The sequence below is a fragment of the Stenotrophomonas pictorum JCM 9942 genome (genome assembly GCF_001431585.1).
In the GTDB taxonomy this organism is placed as follows: domain Bacteria; phylum Pseudomonadota; class Gammaproteobacteria; order Xanthomonadales; family Xanthomonadaceae; genus Stenotrophomonas; species Stenotrophomonas pictorum.
Genome location: NZ_LLXS01000009.1, coordinates 88,332 through 102,867, shown reverse-complemented (window position 1 = coordinate 102,867; position 14,536 = coordinate 88,332). Strand labels below are relative to the sequence as shown.

The 14,536-nt window shown below is 65.3% G+C and carries 13 protein-coding genes; 3 read left to right on the top strand and 10 right to left on the bottom strand.

Annotated features, from left to right (window positions below; translation table 11 throughout):
* Positions 1-68: 68 nt before the first annotated feature.
* From ARC78_RS04230 to ARC78_RS04210, 5 genes are all read right to left on the bottom strand, one after another.
* On the bottom strand, positions 69-449 hold the full coding sequence (locus tag ARC78_RS04230) for a hypothetical protein (RefSeq protein WP_054660320.1): 381 nt from the start codon (positions 447-449) through the stop codon (positions 69-71).
* A 615-nt stretch (positions 450-1,064) separates the two neighbouring features.
* Positions 1,065-2,867 carry a DUF885 domain-containing protein gene (locus tag ARC78_RS04225; RefSeq protein ID WP_057505803.1) on the bottom strand — a complete coding sequence of 601 codons (1,803 nt, stop codon included), beginning with the start codon at positions 2,865-2,867 and terminating at the stop codon, positions 1,065-1,067.
* A 193-nt stretch (positions 2,868-3,060) separates the two neighbouring features.
* Positions 3,061-3,354 (bottom strand): hypothetical protein, encoded by a 294-nt coding sequence (locus ARC78_RS04220; protein WP_054660288.1) that lies wholly within the window; start codon positions 3,352-3,354, stop codon positions 3,061-3,063.
* A 268-nt stretch (positions 3,355-3,622) separates the two neighbouring features.
* Positions 3,623-3,865, bottom strand: a complete 243-nt coding sequence (locus ARC78_RS04215) for a DUF1653 domain-containing protein (RefSeq protein WP_054660286.1) — start codon at positions 3,863-3,865, stop codon at positions 3,623-3,625.
* Between the two features lie 24 nt (positions 3,866-3,889).
* Entirely contained in the window at positions 3,890-4,804 is a 915-nt protein-coding gene (locus tag ARC78_RS04210) for a peptidylprolyl isomerase (RefSeq protein WP_054660283.1), read from the bottom strand.
* A 152-nt stretch (positions 4,805-4,956) separates the two neighbouring features.
* Here ARC78_RS04210 and ARC78_RS04205 point away from each other — a divergent pair, with 152 nt between their 5' ends.
* Positions 4,957-5,319, top strand: a complete 363-nt coding sequence (locus ARC78_RS04205; RefSeq protein WP_054660281.1) for a PadR family transcriptional regulator — start codon at positions 4,957-4,959, stop codon at positions 5,317-5,319.
* Entirely contained in the window at positions 5,319-6,329 is a 1,011-nt protein-coding gene (locus ARC78_RS04200; protein WP_057505802.1) for a sensor domain-containing protein, read from the top strand. Before ARC78_RS04205 ends, ARC78_RS04200 begins: the two co-directional genes overlap by 1 nt.
* 67 nt (positions 6,330-6,396) lie before the next feature.
* Here ARC78_RS04200 and ARC78_RS04195 read toward each other — a convergent pair whose 3' ends face one another.
* Together ARC78_RS04195 and ARC78_RS04190 are read right to left on the bottom strand one after the other, a co-directional pair.
* Positions 6,397-7,719: a polyhydroxyalkanoate depolymerase gene (locus ARC78_RS04195; protein WP_054658619.1), complete on the bottom strand. Its 1,323-nt coding sequence runs from the start codon at positions 7,717-7,719 to the stop codon at positions 6,397-6,399.
* Positions 7,720-7,803: 84 nt separating this feature from the next.
* Complete coding sequence (locus tag ARC78_RS04190) at positions 7,804-8,400, bottom strand: class I SAM-dependent DNA methyltransferase (RefSeq protein ID WP_054658621.1); 597 nt, start codon at positions 8,398-8,400, stop codon at positions 7,804-7,806.
* A 63-nt stretch (positions 8,401-8,463) separates the two neighbouring features.
* Between ARC78_RS04190 and ARC78_RS04185 the strand changes: the two genes are divergently transcribed.
* The gene (locus ARC78_RS04185) at positions 8,464-8,919 is read left to right on the top strand and encodes a CopD family protein (protein ID WP_057505801.1); all 456 of its coding nucleotides are present in this window, start codon (positions 8,464-8,466) and stop codon (positions 8,917-8,919) included.
* Between the two features lie 76 nt (positions 8,920-8,995).
* On the opposite strand, the gene ARC78_RS04180 is transcribed toward ARC78_RS04185, so the two are convergent.
* From ARC78_RS04180 to dnaE, 3 genes are all read right to left on the bottom strand, one after another.
* Positions 8,996-9,775: an alpha/beta hydrolase gene (locus tag ARC78_RS04180; RefSeq protein ID WP_054658623.1), complete on the bottom strand. Its 780-nt coding sequence runs from the start codon at positions 9,773-9,775 to the stop codon at positions 8,996-8,998.
* Positions 9,776-9,891: 116 nt separating this feature from the next.
* Positions 9,892-10,851: an acetyl-CoA carboxylase carboxyltransferase subunit alpha gene (locus ARC78_RS04175; protein ID WP_054658625.1), complete on the bottom strand. Its 960-nt coding sequence runs from the start codon at positions 10,849-10,851 to the stop codon at positions 9,892-9,894.
* Between the two features lie 74 nt (positions 10,852-10,925).
* On the bottom strand, positions 10,926-14,513 hold the full coding sequence (gene dnaE, locus ARC78_RS04170; protein WP_054658627.1) for a DNA polymerase III subunit alpha: 3,588 nt from the start codon (positions 14,511-14,513) through the stop codon (positions 10,926-10,928).
* Positions 14,514-14,536 lie beyond the last annotated feature (23 nt).

Genomic DNA, 14,536 nt, shown 5'->3' with positions numbered 1-14,536 from the left:
ATGGCTCATACGGGGCCTAACACTTGAATTAAGCCGCGCCGCGAAGCGGCGTCGGCTTGAATGAATTGTTAGACACGTGGCAGTAGACCGGCGTTGAACAAGGACTCCATGACATGCGGAAGCGTGTACTTTTGCCACGAGATTGTTTCATGGTGGTCTCCACTATGCGTGAACTCGCCCGCGTCAAAGGCCTCGTAGATTTCGAGTGCGAATCCATCGAGACCAAAATTGCGCATGCTCCATAGCCGATTCATTGCTGCGTCCCCATCCGAAAAGGATATAAGGCCGTTCGCAAAATCTAGCGCGATAATTCTAGAAAAGTGCCAGTAGAAGGCCTCTTCAGTGATACCATGGGTCGCACAGAAGTCTAGGTGCCTAGACGGCATCAGCGGGTTTCGCTCGCCGTCTTCGGTGCAGGCCTTTACCAGCTGGCGAAGATCTTCTTCCACGTGCCTAACGCCAGAATTAAGCCGCGTTGCGGAGCAACGTCGGCTTGAATGACTTGTTAGGCTGAATTGGCCAGCCAACTTTCCCCTTGGCCAGTGCCGCCGCTTGGACTGCTCAACAAAGGCCGATAATGCCACAGCTGGCAAGACCGGGGCTTGCTCCGCAAACCGTGCCGCGCGGAGCCGCCGAAGCTAAAAGCAATGATTGTGCGGCGGCGATAAAGCCAAGGCCGGAGCGGAAATCTTGGACGACGGCAATGTGGTGATGACTGCGATCCGGAGCTAACTGGCGAACAGCCGGTGAAATGACCCGGCTAGAAACCGCCAGCCACTTTTACCAATTCCGCCTAACTCTAAGTAGACCCCAGAAGTGGGGTGTGGCACGGAGTATTACCCCACATCCAAGGAGTTGGAAAGGGATGGCAGGCCTTTCAGGTCAGTGGCTTGGCCGCTGCTGGAGGGATAAGCGCGCACGACGCTCCCCCGCAAAACCCCCAATTTTGCTGGATAAGCACCTATTAGCCCGAGAGCGGGTGATAACGCCGGGAGGCCACGGCATTTTTTAAAGAAAAAGCCCGGCGAATGCCGGGCTTTTTGACAATCAATCAGCGGTCACGATCACTCGATCGGCTGGTCCAGCATCAGCTGGCGGGCGAAGCGCACCGGCGGCGCGCCGTAGGACAGGATCTGGTCGTGGTAGGCCTTCAGGTTGAAGTTGGCGCCCTGTTTTTCTTCCACGGCCTTGCGGGTGTCGAAGTGTTCCTGCGCGCCGACAAAGTAAGTTGGCAACTGCGCCGAGGTGAGCTGGGCGCGGATCCATTTGCCCGCCGCTTCGCTTTCCTGCTGGAAGGCGTCGTGGGTCATCAGGTGCATGGCCTGTTCGCGGCTCCAGTTGTCCACGTGCACGCCCTGGTCGAGGATGGCGTTGGCAATGGTGCGCAGGTAGAACTTGAGCTGCACCAGGTGGAACAGCGGGTCGTTATCCAGATACCCCTGTTCCTGCATCATGCGTTCGGTATAGACCGCCCAGCCTTCGGCGAACAGGCCCGAGCGCAGCACGGCGCGCAGGGTGGAGGGAAATTTGCCGGAGTGCCAGCCTTCCAGATAGTGGCCCGGCGTGCCTTCGTGGATGGAGAGCAGGTGGATCATGCGGCTGTTGTATTCGCGCAGGAACGAATCGACCTGCTTGTCGTTCCAGTCGTCGGGAATCGGCGAGACGGCGTAGAAGGTCTTGAGATTCTTGTCCAGCGGGCCGGGCGAATCGCAGTAGGCCACGGCCACGCCGCGCTGGAATTCGGGCATCAGGATGATGTCCACCGGCGAATCGGGCAGGGTCATCAGGTCGTGCTCACGCACGAACGCGGTGGACTGGTCCAGTGCGGCCTTGGCGTCTTCGACCACCTTGTTGCGGGCCGGTTTGTCGGCATAGGCCAGTTCCAGCGCCGCTTCGATCGCCGCCTGCTGCTGGGCGTCGGTGGGATTGGCCGGCATCTCCGGTGCGCCGGGCTTGTCCTTCAAGACCACCTGGGCGATGCCGTACATGTCGGTGCGCACGCGGGCCAGTTCGGCACGGGCGCGTTCGCCGATCTCGGCGCGCGACAGCGAGGAGTTGAGCGAGAACTTCAGCTTCTGGTCGTACTTTTCCGCGCCGATGCGGAACTCGCCCTTGGCGTTGGGTACCAGGGTGCTGTCCAGCCAGGTCTGCTGCTCTTCCACCGCCTTGGTCAGGCCGGCGATGGCGGTCTTCAGGCGCTCCTGGTCGGCCGCTTCGAGCTGGCCGAGGTTGGGCACGATGAAGGTTTCCACCAGACTGAGGATGCCGCGGTTCTGCTTGGCGACGGTTTCGGCATGGATCTTCGGTACCCGCGCCGGATCGAGGTTGGCACGGGCGGCGGCGAAGATCTGCGGGATCTTCTCGATGCGCGCGGTGGCCGATTTCAGGCGCTCGGGCAGCGGCGCGAATTCGCGCGCCATCAGGCCGTAGATGGCGCTGCCGGCCAGGCCGCTGTAGACCTGCGGGTCCCACTGCCAGGACTGCAGGGTCTCGTTGGACCAGATGTCCGACTGCAGCTGGTTGCGCAGGATGGCGGCATCGACCTGGTTCTCGCGGCCGAGCTTGCTCACGTCGATCTTCTCCAGATCGGCCAGCAGCGCCTTGCTCGCTTCCAGGCTCTTCTGTTGGCCGGCGGCGCTGACGTCGTCCAGTTCGGCATCGAAACGGTGATCGCCGATCTGGGTGGCGCTGACCGGAGACAGCTGCATCCAGGTGTCCAGGGCCTTCTTGGACAGTTCGGCGAACTGGGCGTCGGCCTGGCTCTGCCCGGCCTGCTCGGTGGCGGCGGACGGGGTGGTGGGGGCTTCGCCACTCTGGCAGCCGGCAAGGCTGGCGAGCAGGGCGGCGGCGAGCAGGTGCTTGCGCATCGGTGATCCTATGGGGCGATTGATGTCTGCCAGCATAGGTGGCTGTGGTGGCGGCCGCACCTGCCGTTGGTTGGTGTAGCGCTGCCGGGGTGGCCCGCAGGCCAACCGGCCGCTGCCCGGGAGCCCCCGCGAAGCCAGGGGCATCCCCGTGGTGGCATGACGCCGGTATTGCCGCCATGAGCTGGCGGCGCGGTCAGCCTTCGTCGTGCTCGTATTCGACAAAAACATCCAGCGTCCGAGCGAGCCGCTCTACCGCCAGATGCACGTTCTGGGAGGTGGCGGCGTTGCCGACTTCGATTTCCAGTTCATGGATTCCCGGGCCATGTTCATCGGACAGCCCTGCCGAGCTGGAGTCCTCATCATCCAGATGGGGCATCAGATCGTCGGTTTCCTCGATGTGTTCGACGCCCTCCAGGCTGGACAGCAGGTTGCTGATGGCACGCGCGTCGTCGGCGCTGCCGGTAATGCGGATACGCAGGATGGGCATTGGGAACCTCCGGGCAATGGAGCGCCAGCATAGGTACGGCGCGGAAAAGGACGGGTGAAGCGCACGTGGGAAATCGCGGCGCTTCATACCGGGGTGTTTGCCGGGCCCGCATGCGGTGCAGGCGGTTCTGACCGGTGCGGGGAGCCTGTTGCAGTGCAGTGGACGAGCGCTCGCGTACGTTGGGATGGACGCCTTCAGGCGTGTCCCCATCCGCCTGCGGGGGCGACCGCCGCGCGGCGGTACACCCATGCCGGACTAGGCGCCGCGCTTATCCGGCGGGGGACGCCAGTGGCGCGAAACGGCGCACCGGCTGGCCGTCGATGACCACGGTTTCGCAGAACATCGCGTACGGCCGCACCCACAGTCCGCCTTCACCGTAGAGCGCACGGTAGACCACGACCGGCTCCAGGGTTTCGCTGTGGCGGGCGACGCCAAGGACCTCGTAGTCCATGCCCTTGTAGTGGCGGTAGCGGCCGGGGGCCAGTTCGGGGGCGGGGGCGAGCTCGGACATAGTGGTTCTCAATCGGTGGGGGAATTACTTCACGGCGCTGCCAACGCGCACCGGCAGCGGGATGTTGCACAGGTCGATATGCCCGGCGGCGCGTTTGTAGAAACCATCGACGCGGTTGCGGCGGGCTTCCACGGTGGCGGCGAAGGTTTTCGAATCGGTGCGCAGCACCTGCAGCGGCACGCGCTGCTCGACCGGCAAGGTGCTGGCCAGGGTGATGGCCTTGATCGGTGTGCGCTGCGCGGCATCGTCGTAGAAGCCCATCGGCTCGGGGCCGCGCTGGATCGCGCTGAGCAGCTCCATGCCCTTGAGCACACGGCCGACCAGGGTGATGTTGCGGTCCAGCTGGCGCGGCGACTGGCCGATGACGACATACAGCTCGGCGCCGAGGCTGCTGTCCTCGGCGTTGTTGCGGCCGGCTCCGAGCGCGCCATAGCAGTGCGCCAGCCAGCTGTGCTGGCCATCGCTGCCGACGGCGAAGTCACCGACAAAGCCGGTCTGTGTGGCCCAACCATCGCGGTCGGGCAGGGCGGTGAAGGCCAGGCCTTGGGCGGGGCGCTGGAATTCGGCCGGCAGGTGGGTTCTGGCGCTGCCCATGGACCTGGCCTTGGCGGCGTCATCGGCCTCGGCATCGCCGAACTGGACCACGAAATTGTCCTGCGCGCGGTAGATGCTCAGCCCGTCCCAGAAGTGCTCGCGCGCCAGGGTGCGGATGTTGCCGACGTGTTCGGGGGCGAAGTCCGGCGCCAGCTCGATGATCACCCGGCCGCCGTCCACGTCCATATAGAGGAGGTTTTCCGGCGCCGGCGTGTGCCAGTCGCTGGCCGGTGAGGCGTCGATGATCTCCTGCGCGCTGCGGTATTTGGCCGGGGCGTCGGCGGCCAGCAGCGGAAGCGGAGACAGGGCCAAGGCCAGGGTCAACAGCGAACGGCGAAGCGTCATCGGGCACTTTCCTGAACGGGTGTTGGCCGATTCTGCGGGATCGCCGGGCCCCGCGGCCAGTCCATGCGCAGGATGGGGTGACTATCGGCACATTCACTATAGCGAACTAAACACTAGTGTTGCCTTCAGGCTAGTGTGCAGGAGTGAGGGCCATGAGTGAGCTTGATGCCCAGCTACGCAAGTTCCAGAAAGAACTCAGTACCGGCACGGTGTCGCTGGCGTTGCTGGCGGTGCTGGCCAAGGCGCCCGAGCCGCTGTACGGCTACCTGATCGCCAAGGAACTCGAGCGCGTGGGCGAAGGGGTGCTCAGCGGCAAGCAGAGCGCGCTGTACCCGGTACTGCGCAATCTGGAAGGCGCCGGGCTGCTGGAAAGTCACGTTGAACCGTCGGTGGCCGGTCCACCGCGCCGCTATTACCGCATCAATGACGACGGTCGTGCCGTTCTGCGGCAGTGGATCGCCGCCTGGAAGGCCACCCGCGACTCGGTCGAGTCCGTACTGGAAGGAATCAACTGATGAACATCGAAAACACCGCGCGGCAGCTGCCGACGACGATTCCCGAATACCTGGAGCAGTTGCGCACGGCGCTGGCCGGCGCGGACCCGGCGATGATCCAGGACGCGCTGTACGACGCCGAGGAATACCTGCGCTCGGAACTGGCCGAGCAGCCGGGCAAGAGCGAGGCCGAGGTGATCGCCGGGGTCGCCGGCAGCTACGGCGCACCGGAGGAAGTGGCCGAGATCTACCGCGAGACCGAAGTGACGGTGAACCGCGCCCTGCGCACGCCGCGTGCCAGCGCTGGACCGGTGGTGCCGGTGATGGCGGCGGCTGTGGCCGCAGCTGCGGCACCACCGGAACCGGCTTCAGCGCAAGCCGCACAGGCCGAGCCGCCTGCCGCGCCGCCGCGTTCGCTGCTGATGCGGCTGTTCGGGGTGGTGCTCGATCCGCACACCTATGGCGCGCTGTTCTACATGCTGCTGTCGCTGGTGACCGGCACCTTCTTCTTCACCTGGGTGGTGACGGGCATGAGCCTGTCGCTGGGCCTGCTGATCCTGATCATCGGCATCCCGATCCTGCTGCTGTTCCTGGGCTCGGTGAGGGTGCTGTCGCTGCTGGAAGGTCGCATCATCGAGACCCTGCTGGGGGTGCGCATGCCGCGCCGGCCGGCCTATACCGACCGCAGCCAGGGCTGGCTGCAGCGCATCGGGGCGATGTTCTCCGACGGCCGGACATGGCTGACGATGCTGTATTTCCTGCTGATGCTGCCGCTGGGAACGCTGTACTTCACGCTGGCAACGGCCTTGCTGTCGACGTCGCTGGCACTGGTGTTCGCACCGTTGGCCGATCTGCTGTTCGGGCAGCCGGTCGGGATCTGGATCGACGGGGTCAATATCGGCTCGCCGTTCTGGATGTGGCCGTTGACGGTGGTGGCCGGCCTGCTGCTGCTGCTGGGCACCCTGCATCTGGCACGCGGCATCGGCAAGCTGCACGGCGCGCTGGCCAAGCATCTGCTGGTTCGCCTGTAAGCCGTCCGGGCAAACAGAAAGGGCGGGGTGCTCGCGCATCCCGCCCTTTTGCGTTCCACTTCCGGCATCAGCGCTGCGCGCGACGCCGCAGCGGGGTGACGTTGCTGCCGGCGGCGGCCTTCTTGCGTGGCTTGGCAGCTGTGGCCGGCTGCGCATGGCGGGCCAGGAAGTCGCGCACGGTGGGGTAAACCACCTCGCGCCAGCGGCGGCCACTGAAGATGCCGTAGTGGCCGGCGCCCTCGACGATGAAGTGGCTGCGGCGCGAGGCCGGAATACCGGTGCAAAGCGCCTGCGCCGCCTCGGTCTGGCCGAGGCCGGCGATGTCGTCCAGCTCGCCTTCGATGCTCAGCAATGCGGTGTTGCGGATGGCCGACGGATCCACGCGCTCGCCGCGCACATACCACTCGCCGCGTGGCAACAGGAACTGCTGGAACACCACCTTGATGGTGTCCAGGTAGAACTGCGCCGGCATGTCCAGCACCGCGTTGTATTCATCGTAGAACTGGCGGTGGGCGTTGGCATCGTCCATGTCGCCCTTGACCAGATCGGTATAGAAATCCCAGTGCGACATCAAGTGGCGGCTGGGATTCATCGATACGAAACCGGCATGCTGCAGGAAGCCCGGATACACCCGGCGGCCCTGGCCGGGGAACGGCGCCGGCACGGTGTGGATGACGTTGTTCTCGAACCACGACAGCGGATTGCGCGTCGCCAGGTTGTTCACCGCGGTGGGGCTGCAGCGCGCATCGATCGGGCCGCCCATCATCACCAGCGAACGCGGGGTGGTTTCGCCGCGGCTGGCCATCAGCGAGACGGCGGCCAGCACCGGCACGGTCGGCTGGCAGACGCTGACCACATGCACGTTCTCCGCGCCGAGGTGGCGGATGAACTCCTGCACGTACTCCACATAATCGTCCAGGCCGAACTCGCCCTGTTCCACCGGCACCATGCGCGCGTCGATCCAGTCGGTGACGTAGACGCGGTGGTCGCGCAGCAGCGTGCGCACGGTGTCGCGCAGCAGCGTGGCGTGGTGGCCGGACAGCGGCGCCACCACCAGCACGATCGGCTGGGCCAGCAGTTCCTCGACCTTGGAAGCCTCGTTGCTGTGGCGCTTGAAGCGCAGCAGCTTGCAGAACGGCTTTTCCACCTCGGTGAGCTGGGCGATCGGCACGATCTCGCCGTCCAGTTCCAGCTCGTGGATGTTCCACTCGGGCTTTTCGTAGTCCTTGCCGATGCGGTGGAACAGCTCGTTCATCGCTGCCAGCCGATCGGCCCCGGGCATGGATGACCACCAGTGGCCAGGATTGTTGAAGAACGCCGCATTGGCCTGGGCCTGGTGAACCCAAGGCGCGAGCAGGTTGCGGGTCAACTCATGCAATTGATAAAGCATGGATCACTGATTATGTATGGTCATATGTTGCTGCGCAGCATAGCGCACTCTGGCGCTGGCGGCGTTAAACGCGGGCGGCGAGGCTCAGCGGCCCTGTTCCAGCGCGGCGACATCCTCGTCGAAGGCCGGCCCGAGCCAGCAGTGCGAGCCCACGGACTGGAAGCCGGCGCTACGCAGCTGGCGGCGATACCAGCTGGCCGCACGCTGCTGGAAACCGTCGTGGTCGCCATGGAAGTCGTCTTCGGCGGTGAAGGTTTCCAGGAACGCGACGCCGCCGCACAGCTCGGCCAGGCCTTGCAGCCCCTGTCGCAACTCGCGGCTGGGCACGTAGTGCATGACATCCGAACACACCAGCAGGTCCACCGGTGCGCACGGGCGCAGCCACTGGAAATCACCGAAGCCGGCCAGATGCAGGTTGCGGGTGCGGCCATAGCGGCGCACCGCGTACGCGCTGCTGTCAAAGCCCATGTACTGCAGTTTCGGCCGCAGCTTCAGCAGTGGCGCGCGCCAGGCGCCCTCGCCGCAGCCGATATCCAGCACGCTGCGGACCGGACGTTCCAGGTAGTACTCGGCCGTGGCCACGGCCAGCTGCACCTTGCGCGCCAGACGCGCGGGACCGCCGATGTCATCGCGCCGGTACCAGCGTTGGAAGTAGGCGGCGTCGTACTGTTTGTCGTGCATGTGCGCAGGGGAGGTGGATCGGTGAAAATGGCGACCATCCTACGCCGCCAAAGGGGCCAGTGCATGCAGTCGTACTTCTGGGTCAAGACGTTCCATCTGGTGTTCGTGGTGGCATGGATGGCGGCCGTGTTCTACCTGCCGCGCATCCTGGTCAACCTCACCGAAACCGCAGGGCAGGCTGCCGTGGTGGAGCGGCTGCAGCTGATGGGCAAGCGGTTGTACCGCTTCGGCCACATCATGTTCGGCATCGCCTTCCTGCTTGGACTGGTGCTGTGGCTGGGCTACAAGGTGCTGCCCGATTTCCCGACCATGGTCGCACCGGGGGCAGCCGGCTGGCTGCATGCCAAGCTCGGACTGGTGGTGTTGCTGCTGGTCTACTACAGCGTCACCGGGCGCTGGTTGAAGGGCACGCTCAAGGGCAAGGCGTTGCCGTCCTCGCGCGCGCTGCGCTGGTTCAACGAGCTGCCGCTGGTGCTGTTCATCGCCATTGTCTACCTGGTGCTGGCCAAGCCGTTCTGAGGGGATCAGGAAATGAGATGAAAAGGCCGGCATTGCCGGCCTTTTTGTTGCGCACTCCACGCTGCAGCGGACGTGCTCATGACACCGGCGCGGTGCCGTGGCGCAGGGCGGCGACGAATTGCGGGTGTCGGGTGATGTCGCTGTGGTCGGCGTCGGCGAAGGTGATGACCTCGGCAAGGCCGGGGCGGAAATGACGGGCCAGCTGCAACGAGCTGTCGTTGGGGATCACCGTATCGCGGCCGGCGATGATCAGCGTGCTGGGGGCGCGGATGTGGCCGGCGAAGCGCCAGGACTCGTAGTGGTCGCGCAGCAGCCAGCGCACCGGAAACAGCGAGAACATCCGCGCCGCCAGCCCGGCGATGCTGCCGTAGGGCGTGACCAGCACCAGCCGGTCGGCAGTGCGCGCGGCGGCCAGCTGCACGGCGACACCCGAGCCCAGGCTGCGGCCGATCACGGTGATACGACCGGCATCTGCGGCGAGGGTGTCATACAGCGAGAACGCATCGGCGATCAGCGCCGACTCGCTCGGCATGCCCGAGCTGCCGCCGTAGCCGCGATAGTGCATGGCATGGATGCCGGCATCGGGGAAGGCGCGCTCCAGCAGCGGTAGCGTCTGCGCCACGTCCTCGGCGTTGCCGCCGAAGTACAGCACCAGATGCGGGCTTTGCCGCTGATTGCTGCTGATCAGGATCCGTGCGTCGTCGCGTTGCAGCGTCCAGTGGGGCGTGGCGGGATCGCGCGGGGCAGGGTGGTAGAGCAGGGCGCGGGCATTGACGGCCAGAAAGCCGCAGGCCAGCAGATAGACGCCGGCAACCACCGCCGAGGCGCTGGCCACCACTTTCGTTCCGGTATTCATCGCCTTGCCCTTGACGGGTGCTGGTGAGGATTGTGGACCTGGCGGTGTCGTGTGGGAGTCAACAAAAAGGCCGGCAATGCCGGCCTTCTGTTCAGAGCGCGATTGCGCCGGCGGGCTCAGGCCGCCTCGTAGGCTCCATAGCTGCGCAGGCGCTTGTAGCGCTGCTCCAGCAGTTCCTCCACGCCCAGCTTTTCCAGCGCGTCCAGCTCGTTGAGCAGCACGGCCTTCAGTCGCTTGCCCATCTGCGTCGGATTGCGGTGGGCGCCGCCGATCGGCTCGCGGATCACCTTGTCGATCAGACCCAGCCCCTTCAGGCGCGAGGCGATCATGCCCAGCTGCTCGGCCGCATCCTTGGCCTTGCCGGCGTCCTTCCACAGGATCGAGGCGCAGCCTTCCGGGCTGATGGTCGAGTAGACGCTGTATTCGAGCATCAGGGTGCGGTCGCCCACACCCAGCGCCAGCGCGCCGCCGGAGCCGCCCTCGCCGATCACGGTGCAGATCACCGGCACCTTCAGCTCGGCCATTTCCATCAGGTTGCGGGCAATCGCCTCGGACTGGCCACGCTCCTCTGCGTCGATGCCGGGCCAGGCGCCGGCGGTGTCGATCAGGGTCAGCACCGGCAGCTTGAAGCGCTCGGCCATCTTCATCAGGCGCAGCGCCTTGCGGTAACCCTCGGGCTTGGGCATGCCGAAGTTGCGACGTACCTTTTCCTTGGTGTCACGGCCTTTCTGGTGGCCGATCAGCATCACCGGGCGGCCGCCGATACGGGCCAGGCCGCCAACAATGGCCTTGTCATCGGCGAAGGCGCGATCGCCCGCCAGTTCCTGGAATTCATCGCAGAAGATGCGGATGTAATCCAGCGGATACGGGCGCGACGGATGGCGCGCCACCTGCAGTACCTGCCACGACGTGAGGTTGCGGAAGATCTGCGCGGTACGCAGGCGTAGCTTGTCTTCCAACGCCTTGACCTCGGCATCGACATTGACCGCCGGCCCGGCGCTGGCACTGCGCAGGTCCTTGATCTTGGCTTCCAGATCAGCGATGGGTTGCTCGAAATCGAGGTAGTTCGGGTTCATCGGAAACCGTCATGAATTCTAAAGGGGGGAAGTGTAGCCGAACGCGTCAGATCAACCCGTACGCGTGCGTCCGGTCAATTGGCCCACGGCGGGCTGCATTTGACCTTGACCGTGCGCACTGCGGGATCTTCGCGCAGTGCATCGATCAGTTTGGTGCTGACACGGACCGCACCGCTGCCGCCCAGATCGAGCATGCCGGCGATGCTGCCGGTCTTATCCTTGAGCAGCAGGTCCACACGCAGCGGTGTGCGACCGGGGCGATGGGTGTCCAGCAGTGCATCGATGCGCTGCCAGACCGGGCCGTCGCGCGCATCCACGCGCAGTGACAGGCGGATCGCATGGTCGGCGCAAAGCTGCTCGTAGTCCCAGCACTGGCGGATGCGCAACGCATAGCCGCCGTTGAACTCGTCCTCGCGCAGGCCACCCTTGACCACCAGGATGCGGTCCTTGGTCATCAGGTGGCCGAACTCGGCCAGGCCATCGGTGAACGCGCTGCATTCCACGCGGCCCTTGCCGTCTTCCAGCTGCATGAAGACCTGGCTCTCGCCCTTGCGGCGCACCCCCACCACCATGCCGGCCAGGATCACCGGGGCTTCCTGGCGCCAGGCGCGCTTTTCGCCGTCCTTGCCGGGACGCGCCGGGGGGATCAGCTTTTCCAGCCCGCCCAGATCGGTGCCGACCAGCTCTTTGACGTCGTCGGCAAAGGGATCGAACGGGTGGCCGCTGAGGTAGAAGCCCAGTGTCTCGCGCTCGCCTTCCAGCAGCTGGCCCAGTGCCCATTCCTTGCTTTCCGGCAGGTCCAGCTGCAGCGCGGTGTTGACCGGATCCGGAGCGCCGAACAGCGAATTCTGTCCGGAGGCCTTCTCGCGCGCCATCTGCTCGGTGGCCTTGAGCACTTCGGGCAGCTGCAGCATCAGCGTGGCGCGGTTCGTGCCCAGGCCATCGAGCGCGCCGCAGTTGATCATGGCTTCCAGCGTGCGCCGGTTGAGCTTGCCCGATTCGATGCGCGCGCAGAAATCCAGCAGCGAGGCGTACTCACCGTTGCGTTCGCGCTCTTCGACCACCGCCTCGCAGGCGCCCTGGCCGACGCCCTTGATCGCGCCCAGGCCGTAGCGGATGGTGTCGGCGTTGGCGGCCTCGAACATGTAGGCCGATTCGTTCACGCGCGGCGGCAGCACCGTCAGGCCGAGATTGCGCACTTCGGCCAGGAAGCCGACCATCTTGTCGGTGTTGTCCATGTCCGAGGACAGCGTCGCGGCCATGAACTCGGCCGGATAGTGACGCTTGAGCCACGCGGTCTGGTAGCTGACCAGCGCGTAGGCGGCGGCGTGCGATTTGTTGAAACCGTAGCCGGCGAACTTCTCCATCAGGTCGAAGATCTCGTCGGCCTTGGGTCCGTCGACGCCGCCCTTGGCCGCACCTTCGCGGAAGATCTCGCGGTGCTTGGCCATTTCGGCCGGCACCTTCTTGCCCATCGCGCGGCGCAGCAGGTCGGCGCCGCCCAGCGAGTAGCCGCCGACGATCTGCGCCATCTGCATCACCTGCTCCTGGTACACCATGATGCCGTAGGTGTCTTTCAGGATGGCTTCGGTGCGCGGATCGGGATAGATGATTTCTTCCTGCCCGTGCTTGCGCGCGTTGAAGGAGGGAATCAGGTCCATCGGGCCGGGGCGGTACAGCGACACCAGCGCGATCAGGTCTTCGAAGCGGTCAGGACGGGCGTCCTTGAGCAGGCGGCGCATGCCCGAGGATTCGAACTGGAACACCGCGCCGGTGTTGCCGTTGGCGAAGATGTCCTTGTAGGTCGGCGCGTCGTCCAGCGGAATCTGGGTGATGTCCACCGGCGGGATGCCGGCGCGCTCGTGGCGCTTGTTGATCGCCTTGACCGCCCAGTCGATGATGGTCAGCGTGCGCAGGCCGAGGAAGTCGAACTTCACCAGCCCGACTTCTTCCACGTCGTTCTTGTCGAACTGGGTGACCGGATTCTTGCCCTGGCCGTTCTCGTCGTGTTCGGCGTACAGCGGGCAGAACTCGCTCAGCGGCTCGGGGCCGATCACCACGCCGCCGGCGTGCTTGCCGGCGTTGCGGGTGAGGTCTTCCAGCTGCAATGCCAGATCGATCAGGTCGCGGACATCGTCCTCGCTCTCATAGCGGGCGATCAGCTCCGGCGAGGCCATTTCCGAATTGGCGCCTTCCTTGCCCATGCCCAGCGCATCTTTCAGATGGATGCCGAGGATGTTGGGGATCAGCTTGGAAACGCCATCGACCAGCCCGTAGGGGAAGCCGAGCACGCGGCCGGTGTCGCGCACCACCGCCTTGGCGGCCATGGTGCCGTAGGTGATGATCTGGCTGACGCGCTCGCGGCCGTACTTGCGCGCGACGTAGTCGATCACCTCGTCGCGGCGGTCCATGCAGAAGTCGATGTCGAAGTCGGGCATCGACACGCGTTCGGGGTTGAGGAAACGCTCGAACAGCAGGTTGTAGGGCAGCGGGTCCAGATCGGTGATCTTCAGTGCCCACGCCACCAGCGAACCGGCACCGGAACCGCGGCCCGGGCCGATCGGGATGCCCTGGTTCTTGCCCCACTGGATGAAGTCGGCCACGATCAGGAAGTAGCCGGGGAAGCCCATCTTGATGATAGTGTTGAGTTCGAACTCCAGGCGCTCGAAGTAGTCCTCGCGGCTCATGCCCGGCGCCAGCGGATTCTTCTGCAGGCGCTCTTCCAGACCGTCGCGCGACATCTTCTGGATCCAGGTGTCCAGGGTCTCGTCGTCGGGGACCGGGTAGTTGGGCAGGAAGTAGGTGCCCAGCCGCATCTCGAGATTGCAGCGCTGTGCCAGCGCCAGCGTGTTGTCGATCGCGTCGGGGATGTCGGCGAACAGCTCGGCCATCTGCTCGGGCGATTTCAGGTACTGCTCGCGGCTGTACTCGCGCGGACGCTTGGGGTCATCCAGCACGCGGCCGGTGGAAATACACACGCGCGCTTCGTGCGCGTCGAAATCCTCCGGCGACAGGAAACGCACGTCATTGCTGGCGATCACCGGCAGGCCGCGCTGGCCGGCGGCCATCAGCGCGAACTGGTTGAAGGCCTCTTCACCGTCGCGCTTGGTGCGGGTCAGCTCCAGGTGCAGGCCATCGCCGAACACGCGCTGCCAGTCGGCCAGCTGCTGTTCGGCCAGATCGTGGCGCCCTTCGGCCGCCAGCCGTCCGGCCAGGCTCTCGCGGCCGGCCAGCGCGAACAGGTTCTGGCAGCCGTCCTTGAGCCATTGCGGATGCACCGCCACGCCGCCTTCGGGGCGATGGCCTTCCATCCACGCCCGGGTGAGCAGGCGCGACAGGCTCAGGTAGCCTTCGCGGTCGCGGCACAGCAGCGTCATCCGCCACGGGTCCTGGCCTTCCTCGGCGATGAGCAGGTCGGCACCGGCAATCGGCTTGACTCCCACGCCTTCGGCAGCCTTGTAGAACTTCACCAGCGCGAACATGTTGTTCAGGTCGGTGACGGCCAGCGCGGGCGCCTGCATCTCTACCGAGCGGCTGAGCAGGTTGGCCTGTTTGGCTTTCTTGGGGTCGGCCTGATCGGGCTTCGCCGGGACACGGATGGTCGAATCCGCCAGCGAAAACTCGGTGTGGACGTGGAGATGGACGAAACGGGAAGTGGACATGCTGGGCCAGAATGATGCCCGGG

What these genes read in the sequence shown, in the direction of transcription:
- ARC78_RS04225 (WP_057505803.1), bottom strand. Translation starts at nt 2,867, where the DNA reads ATGCGCAAGCACCTGCTCGCCGCCGCCCTGCTCGCCAGCCTTGCCGGC.
- ARC78_RS04220 (WP_054660288.1), bottom strand. Translation starts at nt 3,354, where the DNA reads ATGCCCATCCTGCGTATCCGCATTACCGGCAGCGCCGACGACGCGCGT.
- ARC78_RS04215 (WP_054660286.1), bottom strand. Translation starts at nt 3,865, where the DNA reads ATGTCCGAGCTCGCCCCCGCCCCCGAACTGGCCCCCGGCCGCTACCGC.
- ARC78_RS04210 (WP_054660283.1), bottom strand. Translation starts at nt 4,804, where the DNA reads ATGACGCTTCGCCGTTCGCTGTTGACCCTGGCCTTGGCCCTGTCTCCG.
- ARC78_RS04205 (WP_054660281.1), top strand. Translation starts at nt 4,957, where the DNA reads ATGAGTGAGCTTGATGCCCAGCTACGCAAGTTCCAGAAAGAACTCAGT.
- ARC78_RS04200 (WP_057505802.1), top strand. Translation starts at nt 5,319, where the DNA reads ATGAACATCGAAAACACCGCGCGGCAGCTGCCGACGACGATTCCCGAA.
- ARC78_RS04195 (WP_054658619.1), bottom strand. Translation starts at nt 7,719, where the DNA reads ATGCTTTATCAATTGCATGAGTTGACCCGCAACCTGCTCGCGCCTTGG.
- ARC78_RS04190 (WP_054658621.1), bottom strand. Translation starts at nt 8,400, where the DNA reads ATGCACGACAAACAGTACGACGCCGCCTACTTCCAACGCTGGTACCGG.
- ARC78_RS04185 (WP_057505801.1), top strand. Translation starts at nt 8,464, where the DNA reads ATGCAGTCGTACTTCTGGGTCAAGACGTTCCATCTGGTGTTCGTGGTG.
- ARC78_RS04180 (WP_054658623.1), bottom strand. Translation starts at nt 9,775, where the DNA reads ATGAATACCGGAACGAAAGTGGTGGCCAGCGCCTCGGCGGTGGTTGCC.
- ARC78_RS04175 (WP_054658625.1), bottom strand. Translation starts at nt 10,851, where the DNA reads ATGAACCCGAACTACCTCGATTTCGAGCAACCCATCGCTGATCTGGAA.
- dnaE (WP_054658627.1), bottom strand. Translation starts at nt 14,513, where the DNA reads ATGTCCACTTCCCGTTTCGTCCATCTCCACGTCCACACCGAGTTTTCG.